9 protein-coding genes and 2 pseudogenes are annotated in these 13,714 nt (G+C 66.0%); 6 read left to right on the top strand and 5 right to left on the bottom strand.

The annotated features are described in order from the left end of the window. Positions 1-212: pseudogene (locus tag RBT54_RS17090) on the top strand (hypothetical protein); the annotation flags it as partial. A gap of 71 nt (positions 213-283) precedes the next feature. Here the strand turns inward: RBT54_RS17090 and RBT54_RS17085 are convergent. Continuing rightward, positions 284-1,495 (bottom strand): ISL3 family transposase, encoded by a 1,212-nt coding sequence (locus tag RBT54_RS17085; protein ID WP_413788469.1) that lies wholly within the window; start codon positions 1,493-1,495, stop codon positions 284-286. Between the two features lie 145 nt (positions 1,496-1,640). Beyond that, positions 1,641-3,455: a translational GTPase TypA gene (gene typA, locus RBT54_RS17080; RefSeq protein WP_320368226.1), complete on the bottom strand. Its 1,815-nt coding sequence runs from the start codon at positions 3,453-3,455 to the stop codon at positions 1,641-1,643. A gap of 128 nt (positions 3,456-3,583) precedes the next feature. Between typA and RBT54_RS17075 the strand changes: the two genes are divergently transcribed. Continuing rightward, positions 3,584-4,333, top strand: a complete 750-nt coding sequence (locus RBT54_RS17075) for an S-methyl-5'-thioinosine phosphorylase (RefSeq protein ID WP_320368225.1) — start codon at positions 3,584-3,586, stop codon at positions 4,331-4,333. Next, the gene (gene def / locus RBT54_RS17070) at positions 4,330-4,860 is read left to right on the top strand and encodes a peptide deformylase (RefSeq protein WP_320368224.1); all 531 of its coding nucleotides are present in this window, start codon (positions 4,330-4,332) and stop codon (positions 4,858-4,860) included. The genes RBT54_RS17075 and def overlap by 4 nt, the downstream gene beginning before the upstream one ends. Positions 4,861-5,235: 375 nt before the next feature. Here the strand turns inward: def and RBT54_RS17065 are convergent, their stop codons facing one another. From RBT54_RS17065 to map, 3 genes are all read right to left on the bottom strand, one after another. Beyond that, positions 5,236-7,842 (bottom strand): EAL domain-containing protein, encoded by a 2,607-nt coding sequence (locus tag RBT54_RS17065; protein WP_320368223.1) that lies wholly within the window; start codon positions 7,840-7,842, stop codon positions 5,236-5,238. 107 nt (positions 7,843-7,949) lie between these two features. Next, positions 7,950-10,532, bottom strand: coding sequence for a [protein-PII] uridylyltransferase (locus RBT54_RS17060; RefSeq protein WP_320368222.1), 2,583 nt, complete (start codon positions 10,530-10,532; stop codon positions 7,950-7,952). 3 nt (positions 10,533-10,535) lie between these two features. Beyond that, on the bottom strand, positions 10,536-11,354 hold the full coding sequence (gene map, locus RBT54_RS17055) for a type I methionyl aminopeptidase (protein WP_320368221.1): 819 nt from the start codon (positions 11,352-11,354) through the stop codon (positions 10,536-10,538). Between the two features lie 279 nt (positions 11,355-11,633). Here map and rpsB point away from each other — a divergent pair, with 279 nt between their 5' ends. The 3 genes and pseudogenes from rpsB to RBT54_RS17040 form a co-directional block, all read left to right on the top strand. Beyond that, positions 11,634-12,392: a 30S ribosomal protein S2 gene (rpsB, locus tag RBT54_RS17050; protein ID WP_020164763.1), complete on the top strand. Its 759-nt coding sequence runs from the start codon at positions 11,634-11,636 to the stop codon at positions 12,390-12,392. Positions 12,393-12,460: 68 nt separating this feature from the next. Next, on the top strand, positions 12,461-13,363 hold the full coding sequence (gene tsf / locus RBT54_RS17045) for a translation elongation factor Ts (protein ID WP_320368220.1): 903 nt from the start codon (positions 12,461-12,463) through the stop codon (positions 13,361-13,363). A 14-nt stretch (positions 13,364-13,377) separates the two neighbouring features. Next, a pseudogene (locus tag RBT54_RS17040) lies at positions 13,378-13,714 on the top strand (UMP kinase); the annotation flags it as partial.

Raw genomic sequence — 13,714 nt, 5'->3', positions numbered from 1 at the left:
CGCGCCTCTACGACGAGGCGGACCGCGTGCCGCGCTTTCATCTGCGCAGCCTGCGCGAACTGCTGAACGAGGATCAGGCGGCGCGCTGGCACGGCGTCAAGCAGGCGGTGGCGGAAGAACTGCACACGACACGTCATCGCGCGAGCAACGACGCCCGTGTGCTGCAGACCGCCTACGCCAGACTGCGCGCGCAGACCGCACACGCGTCCTGAGCCGGGCGCGTGGCGTCTGATGGCGCGTTCCCGCCTCGCGGCCCCGTTCGGCGGGGCGAAAAAAAAGAGGTTCATCGCGCCTTTCCGGGGAAGGCGGCCTTGATCTTCAGGAAGAAATAGGCTGAATCCCGGAACCCGTAGGCCATACGCTTGATGACCTTAATGCGGTTGTTGACGCCCTCGAGAATGCTGGTGTTCAAGGGAAAGATGGCTGAGGCGAGGATGCCACGCAGGTACTTTCGGAGTCGCTTTGCAAAGGCGATCGCCGGCGCGATGCCGCTTTCGATCGCCAGGCGGTACCAGTCTTTCCATCTTCGGGCGCCGTCTCTGACCGATGGCGCAAACCAGATTTCCTTGATGGCGGTCTTCAGCAGATAGACGGTAGCCAGCGGTGCGTTGGCCGCCAGCAGTTCCTCGAGCTTGACCGCCTGCTCGTTGCCCAGGTTGTCGCGGTTGCGCAGCAGCAACCAGCGCGAGCGCTTGATGACCTGACGTTGTGCGGGCGCACTGCGCAAGGCATTGGCCTGATCGACGCGCACCCGGTCGACGACCTCCCGACCAAAGCGGGCGACGACATGGAACAAGTCATAGACGACTTCGGCGTTCGGGCAATGGGCGCGCACCTCCAGATCGAAGGCGGTGTTCATGTCCATTGCGACCGCCTCAATGCGCTGACAGCCCTCTTTGCCCAGCAATTCGAAGAAGGGCCGGATCGCCTCGCGGCTGTTGCCTTCGCCGACCCACAGCACGCGCATACGTTCGGCATCCATGATCACCGTCGCGTAGCGGTGCCCCTTGTGCAGCGCGAACTCGTCCATCACCAACCGCCGCACGCCCTGCGCATCGAAAGAGCCGTACCGGGCCTGCAGACGCCGATGGTCGATGCGCTTGATGGTGTGCCAGTGCAAGCCCGTGAGTTGGACGACGTGGGCGACCGGCAGGATCTGCACCAGCGCCTCGACCCAGGCGCGTAATCGGTGCGTGAAGCGCTCCCCCGTGTCGAGCCAGCTCAGGCGCTCGGCCGCCCGTGCGCCACACTGGTAACAGTCGAGGCGGCGAATCGGCACATCCAGCCAGACGCGTCGATCGAACCAGTCTCGATCGCGCACCCGGCGTCGCCGGCGCTCGTGGAGCAGAACACAGTCGCTACCGCAGCGCCCACATCGCGGGCGGTGTGAGGGGTCTTCAGAGAGGGTGAGAAGCAGCGAACCGTCGGCTCGCTCCTGGCATGAATCGACGAGGCGGCCTTCCCAGAAGACCACGCCCAACATAGCATCGCGCATGACGGGGAAGAGGAGGGGGATCGGTTTGTTTGGCGACTGCCAATCTACCAACCTCCGAACCGTCAACCACTACTTCCCCCAGATCGCGCGAAGAACCAAAAAAGAGCGCCAGAGGCGCTCTTTTCAATCGGACCCAGCCCGGATGTCACGCTTCGTCACGCAGCGCGCGCTTGCGCTCGTGTTCCTTCAGGTGACGCTTGCGCAGGCGGATGTTCTTCGGCGTGATCTCGACCAGTTCGTCGTCGGCGATGAATTCGATCGCCGACTCCAGCGTCAGCGCGATCGGCGGAATCAGGCGCACGGCTTCGTCGGTGCCCGAGGCGCGCACGTTGGTGAGCTGCTTGCCCTTGATCGGGTTCACCACCAGATCGTTGTCGCGCGAGTGGATGCCGATGATCATGCCCTCGTACAGCACGTCGCCCGGATTGACGAACATGCGGCCGCGGTCCTGCAGATTCCACAGCGCGTAGGCCACCGCTTCGCCGTCGTTCTGCGAAATGAGCACGCCGTTGCGACGTTCCGACATCGGGCCTGCCATCGGGCCGTAGTCGTCGAACACGTGGCTGGCCAGACCGGTGCCGCGGGTCAGCGTCAGGAATTCACCCTGGAAACCGATCAGGCCACGCGCCGGAATGCGGTACTCGATGCGCACGCGGCCCTTGCCGTCCGGCTGCATGTCCTGCATTTCGCCGCGGCGACGGCCCAGTTCCTCCATCACGCCGCCCTGGTGGGTTTCCTCGACGTCGACGGTGAGCAGCTCGTAAGGCTCACACTTCACGCCGTCGATTTCCTTGAACACCACGCGCGGGCGACCGACCGCCAGCTCGTAGCCTTCACGGCGCATGTTTTCCAGCAGGATGGTCAGGTGCAGTTCGCCCCGGCCGGACACTTCGAACACGTCCGAATCCTGGGTGTAGTTCACGCGCAGCGCCACGTTCTTCAGCAGTTCCTTCTCCAGACGCTCGCGGATCTGGCGGCTGGTGACGAACTTGCCCTCGCGGCCGGCCAGCGGCGAGGCGTTCACCATGAAGTTCATGGTCAGCGTCGGCTCGTCGACCGCGATCGGCTTCATCGGCTCCGGTGATTCCGGGTCACAGATGGTGACGCCGATGCCGACCTGCTCAATGCCCGACACCAGCACGATGTCACCGGCGCTGGCCGATTCGGCCTGCGTGCGGTCGAGGCCCTTGAAGGTCAGCACTTGGCCGACCTTGGCCTTGCCGCGGTTTTCGTCACCGTAGTAAACCACCACTTCCTGGTTCGGCTTGATGCGGCCTCGCTTGATGCGGCCGATGCCGAGCTGACCGATGTAGGTCGAGTAGTCGAGCGAACAGATCTGCAACTGCAGCGGGGCGTCTTCATCGACTTCCGGCTGCGGCACGTGCTTCAGGATGGTGTCGAACAGCGGGCGCATGTCGGTGCCCGGCTTGTCGGCGTCCAGCATGGCGAAGCCGTTCAGCGCCGAAGCGAACACGACCGGGAAATCGAGCTGTTCGTCGGTGGCACCCAGCTTGTCGAACAGATCGAAGGTGTGGTTGATCACCCAGTCCGGACGGGCGCCCGGGCGGTCGATCTTGTTCACCACGACGATGGGCTTCAGGCCGAGGGCCAGCGCCTTGCGGGTGACGAAGCGGGTCTGCGGCATCGGGCCTTCGACCGCGTCGACCAGCAGCAGCACGGAATCGACCATCGACAGCACGCGCTCGACCTCGCCGCCGAAGTCGGCGTGGCCCGGGGTGTCGACGATGTTGATGTGCGTGCCTTCGTATTCGATCGCGCAGTTCTTGGCGAGAATCGTGATGCCGCGTTCTTTTTCGATATCGCCGGAATCCATGACCCGCTCGGACACCTGCTGGTGCGATGCGAAGGTGCCGGATTGGCGCAGCAGCTGGTCAACCAGCGTGGTCTTGCCATGATCGACGTGCGCGATGATGGCGATGTTGCGTATGGAGCGGGACATGGGAATGGTGCGGCGCAAAAGATAAACACGCGAGTTTAGCACGCCAAGGTCGCAAGACGTCAGGTGCCCGGACGGAGGGCGTCCCGGCTGCTAGACTCGCCGGTCATCCAATCAGGAGTTCCGGAACGATGCTGGCCATCATTGGCGGAAGCGGGCTGACCCAGCTTGCCAACCTTGACGTCACGCGGCGCGAGGTCGTGCGCACCCTTTACGGCGAACCGTCCGGTCCGCTCACCTTCGGTCGCCTCGGTGGTCACGAACTGGTGTTCATCGCCCGCCACGGCTATGGCCACACGATTCCGCCGCATCGCGTCAATTACCGCGCAAACATCTCTGCGCTGAAGAACGTCGGCGTGAACAAGGTGATATCGGTGGCCTCGGTCGGTGGCATCCGCGCCGACCTCGCGCCGGGCACGCTGGTCGTGCCGGACCAGATCATCGACTACACCTGGGGCCGCCACTCCACCTTCTTCGATGGCCACGACGGTCAGGTGAAACATGTCGACTTCACCGAGCCCTACGATGGTGCGCTGCGTGGTCGGCTGCTGGCCGCCGCGGCGCTGGCCGGCGAGGCGGTGGTCGACGGTGCCGTCTATGCGGCCACCCAGGGGCCGCGCCTCGAGACCGCGGCCGAGATCAACCGCTTCGAACGCGACGGCGCCGACGTCGTCGGCATGACCGGCATGCCTGAGGCGGTGCTGGCGCGCGAGGCCGGTCTGGCCTATGCGGCGCTCAACGTGGTGGTGAATCACGCGGCCGGCCGAGGTGACTCGGCGCACGGCATCCAGATGTCGGCCATCGAGGCCATGCTGCAGGAGGCGATGATGCGTGTGCGCCACCTGCTCGAACGACTGTGCGAAGAGGGGGTGTGCCCATGATCCGTGACATCCTGCGCATGGGCGACCCACGCCTGCTGCGCGTTTCGCGGCCGGTCGAGCGTTTCGACACGGCCGAACTCGATGCGCTGGTGACCGACCTGATGGACACCATGCAGGCCGCCAACGGCGCCGGCCTTGCGGCACCGCAGATCGGCGTGGACCTGCGCGTCGTCATCTTCGGCGGCTCGCCGTCCGTGCGCTATCCGGACGCGCCGGTCGTACCTTTCACGGTGCTCGTGAATCCGGTGCTGACACCGCTGGGACACGACATGGAAGAGGGCTGGGAAGGCTGTCTGTCGGTGCCCGGGCTGCGCGGCGTGGTGCCGCGTTACCAGCGGCTGCATTACAGCGGCTTCGACCCCGAGGGCAAGCCGATCTCCCGTGAGGTCGAAGGCTTTCACGCGCGTGTCGTACAGCACGAATGCGATCACCTGGACGGCGTCCTCTACCCGATGCGGGTGCGTGACTTCAGTCGCTTCGGCTACACAGACGTGCTGTTCCCGGGCGTCGAGGAAGGGGACGACTGACGGAGTCTGTGCGGGCGCTGCTATCGAAAACCGATGGGCTCTCTCGCCCCGGCACAAGCCGGTATCGAAGTCTGTGGATGGCTACCGCTGCGTCGCGGCCAAGGCCGCTCCCACAGGGGGTGCGCCCGACTGACGGTCTGAGCCCGGGCCGGGATTCTGCAGGAGGAGTCTTGACCCCGACAGCAAGCCTGCATCGAAGCCGGCGGACGGCGTCGGCCGTGTCGCGACCAAGGCCGCTCCCACGAGGGATGCGCTCGACCCACGGCTTGAGTCCTGGCCGGGATTTTGTGGGAGGGGTCTTCTGACCCGAACGGGGCCGGCGATCAGCAACCACCGGCCATTCGAAGGCAGAAGTCGCAGTCGCATGGTCCTTGCCTAGATGCCGCTCGCGGTTCGTGTCCCCGCTGCGCGCGCCGCCGCCCACGCCTCCAGTTCCGCTGCCGGCAGCGGCTTGCTGAACAGGTAGCCCTGTACGCACTCGCAGCCGAGATTGCCGAGAAAGGCGTACTGCGCCTCGGTCTCCACCCCTTCGGCGATCACCGTCAGACCGAGGTTGTGCGCCAGGCTGATGGTTGCGGCACAGATGGCGGCGTCGTCCGGATCGTTCTCGATGTCCTTGACGAAGGAACGGTCGATCTTCAGCCGCTGCAAGGGCATCAGCTTCAGATGGCTCAGCGACGAATAGCCGGTGCCGAAGTCGTCGATCGCCAGTTCGAGGCCCAGTTCGCGCAGCTGGGCCAGCATGCGCAGCGTGTTGTCGGCGTCCTCCATGGCGACGCTCTCGGTGATTTCCAGTTCGAGGTCGCCCGGTTTCAGGTCGTACTTCAGCACCAGATCCTTCATCTGTCGCAACAGGTTCTTCGAGCGCAGCTGCCGCGCCGACAGGTTGACCGCGACCCGCATCTGCAGGCCCAGGGCGCGCCAGACGCTGAGCTGGCGACAGGCTTCCTGCAGTATCCATTCGCCGAGGCGGATGATGAGATCGCTTTCCTCGGCGATCGGGATGAACTTGTTCGGCGGCACCAGGCCGCGCTCCGGATGTTCCCAGCGCACCAGCACTTCGACGCCGACCAGCCGGCCGCTGCCGGTCTCGATCTGCGGTTGGTAATGCAGCACGAACTGCCGCCTGGCGATGGCCTGGTGCAGGCTGCTCTGCAGGGTCAGCCGCTCGCTGGCATTGGCCGACATGCTGTCGTTGAAGAACTGGTAGTTGTTCCGGCCGGCGGCCTTGGCGTGATACATCGCGCTGTCGACGTTGCGCAGCAGGTCATCGACCGTCTCGCCGTCGTTCGGAAAGACGCCGATGCCGACGCTGGGCGTCGAGTGCAGCTGGTAGGCCTCGACCGCGTAGGGCGCCGACAGCGCGCCGACGATCTTCTCCGCCACCGCGGCCGCGGTCAGCATGGTCACCATGTCGGTCACCAGGACGACGAACTCGTCGCCACCGAGGCGCGCGACGACGTCGCTCTGCCGCACGCAGCGCTGCAGGCGCTTGCCCACCTCGACCAGCAGCGCATCGCCGACATGGTGACCCAGCGTGTCGTTGATGTCCTTGAAGTGGTCCATGTCTATCATCAGCACCGCCAGCAGGGTGCCGTGACGGCGCGCCTGCGCCATCACCTGTTCCATGCGCAGCTGCAGCGCAAGGCGGTTGGGCAGGCCGGTCAGCATGTCGTGGTGGGCCAGATGATGGATCTTCCGCTCCGCCTCCCTGCGCTCGCTGATGTCGGAGAAGGAATGCACGTAGTGGGCGACGCCGCCGCCCGGCTCGCGCACCGGGTAGATGCTGAGTGACTTGGGATAGATTTCCCCGCTGGCGCGCCGGTCGTCCAGCTCGCCCCGCCAGTAGCCGTCGCGGTCCAGCTGAGCGGCGAATTCGCCGCGCGATTCCTCGCTGTACGGGCAGCTGACCACCGCCGACGCGGGGCGACCGCTGGCGGCGCTTTCGTCGATACCGGTCAGCACGCTGAACGCCGGGTTCACGGTGACGACGCGACCGCGTGCGTCGGTGACCATGATGGCCTCGTTCAGGCTGTCGATCACGCTGGCGGCGAGCGACAGCTCGGCGTCGCGCAGCTGCAGCCGGCGCAGTTGCAGCTGGCGCAGATGGAGCAGGGCGGCAATGGCCAGCGACAGCGCTGCGCCGATACCCCAGATGCCAAGTATCCGGCCGCTGAAAGGCCCGTCCTGCCAGCCGCCTGCCGGGACGGCCGCCAGTTGCCAGCGCGCGTTGTCGGGCAGCACGACGTCGACCAGCACGGGCGCCTGGTCGAACAGTGCCGCGTCGCCGTGGAAGACTTCGCCCGCCGCACCCAGCCCGTCGCGGCCGCGCAGTGCGTAGTGCACGTCAGCGTTCTCCGGAGCGAGGCCGCTCGCCTCGAGCAGCGAATCGAAACGCAGCACGACAGCGACCAGCCCCCAGTAGTGCTCGGGCTCGCCGTTTCGCGCCGGCAGATAGACCGGAAAACGGTTGATCAGCCCGATGCCGCCCTGCACCAGTTCGAGCGGGCCGGCCAGCACGAACCGACGGGAGTTCATCATGCGCACGACCGCGTCCCGCTGCGCGGGCGTATCGAGATAGCGCAGCCCGATCGCGCCCTCGTTGCCGGCGAGTGGATACACCTCGCGCACGACGTTGTCCGGCGCCACCGAGATGTTCCGCAGATGCCGGCCGTAGGCCAGCATGCGCTCGGCGACACGGTCGAAGGAGGCACGGTCGAAGTCGGGGTTGGCGGCGATGAAACTGACCAGTCCGAGCGACAGGTGGGCGGCGCTGTTGACCTCGCTCTCCAGGCGCGCCCGCACCTGTCCGGCCTGCGCCGCCACGGCGCTGCGTTCGCGCTGATGCAGTTCTTCCGTCTCGTTGCCGGCGATGTAGGCGGTGAGCGCCAGACCTGCCATCAGCGCAAGCAGCGCGACGATCAATGGTCGCGCGCGGTCGGTCATCGTGAACTGTGCGGGTTCGTCGCGGGTCAGGCTCAAGGCTGGGTTCCGTCCTCGTCGGAGATGCCCGGGTACGCCGGCGGCGACAGTATGTCCGTAAACCGGCGCGGCGCAGCGAGTACTGCGTCGCGCTCGTCATACCGCATTCAGGAGACGGTCAGCTCGCCCAGCAGTTCCTGCTCCAGCCGGATCAGCGTCGTGCTGCTGTCCAGTTCCTCGCCCGAGATCAGGAATACGTCTTCGGCGCGCTCGCCCAGCGTCGTGATCTTGGCGGTGTGCAGGCGGATCGAATGCGCCGCCAGCACGCGCGCCACCGAGTAGAGCAGGCCGGGACGGTCGGCGGCGGTGACGTGCATGATGTGATGCTGCTTGCGCTCGTCCGGCTTGATGACGATTTCCGGCGTGATCGGGAAGTGCTTCACCTCGCGCGACAGCCGCCCGGCAACCGGCTGTTCGGCCGGAAGCTGTGCCTGCAGGCGTTCGGCCAGACCTGTCTCGATCAGCGCGATCATGTCGCGCGAATTCAGATGACGGTTCGGGTCGAGCAGCACGAAGCTGTCGAGTGCATGACCGTCGGTCGTGGTGTGGATCTTGGCGTCGGCGATGCTGTAGCCCAGACGCCCGAAGAAGCCGCACAGCCGTACGAAGAGGTCGAGCTGGTCGGGCGCGTACACCATCACCTGCAGGCCGTCACCGACCTGGTTCGGACGCGCCTTGACGACCGGCACCGTCGCATCGACCTGGAAATAGAGCATGCGCGTGTGCCAGGCGATCTCGTCCGGGTCGTGGCGCATGAAGTAGACGGTGTCCAGACGCGCCCAGAAAGCCTGCTCGACGCCCTCGCGCAGTCCGAAGTAGCGCAGCAGGCTGCGCGCCTGCTCCTGACGGTCGCCGCTGCCCGGGATGCCGGCGCCGTCGCCCTGCAGAACGTGCAGGGTGGAGAAGTAGAGGTCTTCCAGCAGCTTGCCGCGCCAGGCGTTCCATACCTTGGGGCTGGTGCCGCGGATGTCGGCGTGCGTGAGGATGTAGAGCGCGGTCAGGCGGCGCTCGCTCTTCACCACGCGCGCGAAATCGCGGATCACGTCCGGGTCGGACAGGTCCTGCTTCTGCGCCACCGAGGACATCGACAGGTGGTGTTCGACGAGGAACACGACCAGATCGGTGTCGGCCGCACTCAGGCCGTGCTGGCGGCAGAACAGGCGCGCATCGCGCATGCCCAGCTGCGAGTGGTCGCCGCCACGGCCCTTGGCGATGTCGTGGAACAGTGCCGACAGGTAGAGCAGCCAGCGCCGCTCGAAGCCGGTGATCAGGCGCGACAGCAGCGGGTATTCGTGCGCGTGCTCCGACATCGTGAAGCGGCGCACGTTGCGCATCACCTGCAGGATGTGCTGATCGACCGTATAGACGTGAAACAGGTCGTGCTGCATCTGACCGACGATGCGGCCGAAGGCGGGCAGGTAGCGGCCGAGGATGCCGTACTGGTTCATCCGGCGGATTTCGTGCACCAGACCGCGCGTCTGCTGGAACAGCGACAGGAAGAGGGCGCGGTTCTTCGGGTCACGGCGGAATCCGGCGTCGATCAGGTGACGCGCGCGCCACAGTCCGCGCAGCGTGCGCGCCGTCATGCCCTTCAGTTCGCCGTGCCGCTGCAGCAGCGTGAAGCATTCGAGCAGCGCACTCGGTTCGCGCTCGAACACTTGCTCATCGACCACGTCCAGCAGTTCGCGGCTGGACTGGAAGCGTGCGTTGATCGGCAGCACGGTCGATTCGTCGGCCGGAAACAGCACGGCCGAAATGTTCTGCAGCAGGATGGTGTTGAGCTGGGTGATGGTCTTGGCGCTGCGGTAGTAGCGCTGCATGAACACCTCGGAGGCGCGGCGCGTCGGCGTCGCGGCCAGGCCGAAAGCGGCGGCCATCGCCTCCTGGTGATCGAAGATGAGCCGGTCCTCGCGCCGGCGGGCGATCAGGTGCAGGCGCACCCGGGTGTCGCGCATGAAGCGCTCGACGCGTGACAGCTGGCGCGCTTCCTCGGCGGTGATCAGACCGCGCGCGGCCAGTTCGGCCCAGCTAGCGCCCAGCCTGCTCGCACGGGCGATCCACTGGATCACCTGCAGGTCGCGCAGGCCGCCCGGGCTCTCCTTGCAGTTGGGCTCCAGGCTGTAGGGCGTCTCCTGGTAGCGCTGGTGGCGTTCGTCCTGTTCCAGCCGCTTCGCCTTGAAGAAGGCGCCGGGATCGCGCTGCGCCTCCAGTGTGCTGCTCAGCTCGTGGAACAGCTTGCGCGAGCCGGCGAGCAGCCGGGCTTCGAGCAGCGTGGTCTCGACCGTGATGTCACGCGCCGCCTCATCGGCGCACTGGGCGACCGAGCGCACGCTGTGACCGATGTCGAGGCCGATGTCCCACAGCAGCCCGACCAGATGTTCGAGCCGCGCCTCGGTGTCGGCGGATACTTCGCTCGGCGTCAGGAAGAGCACGTCCACGTCGGACGCCGGATACAGCTCGCCGCGCCCGTAACCACCGACCGCGATCAGTGCTGCCGTGCGCGGCAGGCCGACCGCCGCCCACAGCTGTCGCAGCGCGTCGTCGACCGCGCGGGCGCGCGCCGCCAGCATGCGGCCGCTGTTGCCATCCTGTTCGAAACGGGTGCGGAGCGCGTGCTGGCTGGCCGCCAGTTTGCTGCGCAGGGCAACGACGAGCTGACGCAGCGCGTCGGAATCGGCCGGCCCGTTCACCGCTCAGGCGGCCCGGGCCGTGTCGCCGCTCAGCGCCGGCGGCGGACTGCCGGCCGACACGGTCAGCACCTCGTAGCCGTCCGCGGTCACCAGCACCGTGTGCTCCCACTGGGCGGACAGGCTGCGGTCGCGGGTGACGATGGTCCAGCCGTCGGGCAGTTCGGATACGGCGGCGCGACCGGCGTTGATCATCGGCTCGATGGTGAAGATCATGCCTTCCCTCAGTTCCATGCCGGTGCCCGGCTTGCCGTAGTGCAGCACCTGCGGCTCCTCGTGGAACTTGCGGCCGATGCCGTGACCGCAGAACTCGCGCACGACGGAAAAGCCGTTGTTCTCGGCGTGGCGCTGGATGGCGTGGCCGATGTCACCCAGGCGTGCGCCCGGTTTCACCTTCGAAATGCCCAGCCACAGGCATTCGTAGGTGATGGCGCACAGACGCGCGGCCTGCTTGGTGGTTTCGCCGCCGACGATGAACATGCGGCTGGTGTCGCCGTGGAAGCCGTCCTTGATGACCGTGATGTCGAGATTGACGATGTCGCCCTTCTTCAGCGCCCGGTCGGCCGGCACGCCGTGGCACACGACGTGGTTCACCGAGGTGCAGATCGACTTCGGATAGGGGCTGTAGCCCGGCGGTGCGTAATTGAGCGGCGCCGGGATGGTCTGCTGCACGTTCACCATGTAGTCGTGGCACAGGCGGTCGAGTTCGGCCGTGGTGACGCCCGGCTGCACGTGGGGCTCGATGTAGTCGAGCACTTCCGACGCCAGTCTGCAGGCGACGCGCATGCTCTCGATTTCTTCCGCTGTCTTGATGGTGACGCTCATGAAAAGGCTCTGTAAGGGTGTTCCGAGGGACAGCAGGTTAGCGGAAGCGCCTGCGGGCGGCAAACTGCCGTCATCCGGCCGACTTGAGTTTGTTGCATTGCGGCTGCTAGAATCGCAGGCTGTCTGATTTCAGTGCCCGATGGCGGGTGCGTCAGGCAAATCCACACGCCCGGTGTCGCCGCATATGTATACGGTGACTGAACCGATAGGGTGCGCAGCCGGAATGCCGGCTGTGAACACGGCCGGGCGGAGGTCAAACCCTGTTCGGAGTAATCTCGAATGTCCGTATCCATGCGCGAAATGCTGGAAGCGGGTGTCCATTTCGGACACCAGACCCGCTTCTGGAACCCCAAGATGGCCCCCTTCATTTTCGGCCATCGCAACAAGATCCACATCATCAACCTGGAAAAGACCGTCGCCAAGTACAACGACGCGATGGCCTTCATCCGCCGCATGTCGGCCAACAAGGGCACCATCCTGATGGTCGGCACCAAGCGCCAGGCCCGCGAGATCGTGGCCGAAGAGGCGCAGCGCGCCGGCGTGCCCTATGTCGACGAGCGCTGGCTCGGCGGCATGCTGACCAACTTCAAGACGCTGAAGCTGTCGGTCAAGCGCCTGAAGGATCTCGAAGCCATGGTCGAAGACGGCTCGATGGAACGCATGCCGAAGAAGGAAGCCCTGGTGCTGCAGCGCGAGCTGGTCAAGCTGCAGAAGAGCATCGGCGGCATCAAGGACATGGGCGGCCTGCCGGACGCGCTGTTCGTGATCGACGTCGGCTACCACAAGATCGCCATCACCGAAGCCAACAAGCTGGGTATCCCGGTCGTGGCCGTGGTCGATACCAACCACTCGCCGCTGGGCGTCGATTACGTCATTCCGGGCAATGACGACTCGAGCCGCGCGATCCGCCTGTACGCGTCCGGCGTGGCCGACGCGATCCTGGAAGGCCGCAACAGCGCCGCCCAGGACCTGGTGGCGCAGCTGAAGTCCGACGACGAGTTCGTCGAGGTCGAGGGCGAAGGCGAAGCCCAGGCCTGATCGATTGATGCGGGCGCCCAGGCGCCCGCGATTGTTTTACCGATTCGTACATATAGGCAGGGATGAGCATGGCGGAAATCACCGCAGGTATGGTCAAGGAGCTGCGCGAAAAGACCGACGCTCCGATGATGGAATGCAAGAAGGCGCTGACCGAAGCGGGCGGCGACCTGGCGAAGGCCGAAGAGATCCTCCGCGTGAAGCTGGGCAACAAGGCGAGCAAGGCCGCCGCCCGCGTGACCGCCGAGGGTGTGGTGGGTCTGTTCCTGTCGGCCGACGGCAAGACTGCCGCGATGGTCGAAGTGAACTGCGAAACCGACTTCGTGGCCAAGAACGACGACTTCCTGGCGCTGGTCAATGGCGCAGCCAAGCTGGTCGCCGAGAACAACCCGGCCGACGTGGCCGCGCTGTCGGCGCTGCCGTTCGGCGAAGGCACCATCGAATCGACCCGCGCCGCACTGGTCGGCAAGATCGGCGAGAACATGTCGATCCGCCGCTTCGTGCGCGTGCAGGCCGAAGGCAAGGTCGCCAGCTACGTGCATGGCGGCTCGAAGATCGGCGTGCTGGTCGATGTCGTCGGTGGTGACGATGCGATGGCCAAGGACCTGGCGATGCACATCGCCGCGTCGAAGCCGAAGTCGCTGGATTCGACCGGCGTGTCGGCCGACCTGATCGAAGCCGAGCGTCGTGTCGCGATCGAGAAGGCGCGCGAAGCCGGCAAGCCGGAAGAGATGATCGCCAAGATCGCCGAAGGCTCGGTGCAGAAGTACCTGAAGGAAGTGACCCTGCTGGGTCAGGTCTTCGTCAAGGCCGAGGACGGCAAGCAGACCATCGAACAGCTGCTGAAGGCGAAGTCGGCGAAGATCGCCTCCTTCACGCTGTACGTGGTCGGCGAAGGCATCGAGAAGAAGACCACCGACTTCGCAGCCGAAGTCGCCGCCCAGGCTGCCGCCGCAGCGGCCGCCAAGGCCTGAGCCCGGGAGCCTGCATGACTGTTGCCTATCGCCGCATCCTTCTGAAGCTGTCGGGCGAAGCCCTCATGGGCGACGACGATTACGGCATCAGCCGCGACATGCTCGCCCGCATCGTCGCTGAAGTTGCCGAAATCCGCGCCCTCGGCGTGGAAGTGGGCGTCGTGATCGGCGGAGGCAACATCTTCCGTGGCGTGGCAGGTGGCGCGGCCGGCATGGACCGCGCAACCGCCGACTACATGGGCATGCTGGCCACCGTGATGAACGCGCTGGCGCTGGGCGACGCGATGCGTCAGGCCGGCGTCGCCGCGCGCGTGCAGTCGGCGCTCAGCATCGAGCCCGTGGTCGAGTTCT

This window comes from Thauera sp., from assembly GCF_034003485.1.
GTDB lineage: Bacteria > Pseudomonadota > Gammaproteobacteria > Burkholderiales > Rhodocyclaceae > Thauera.
The sequence above is the reverse complement of the archived record's forward strand: the minus strand, read 5'-3'. Positions and strand labels throughout refer to the sequence as shown.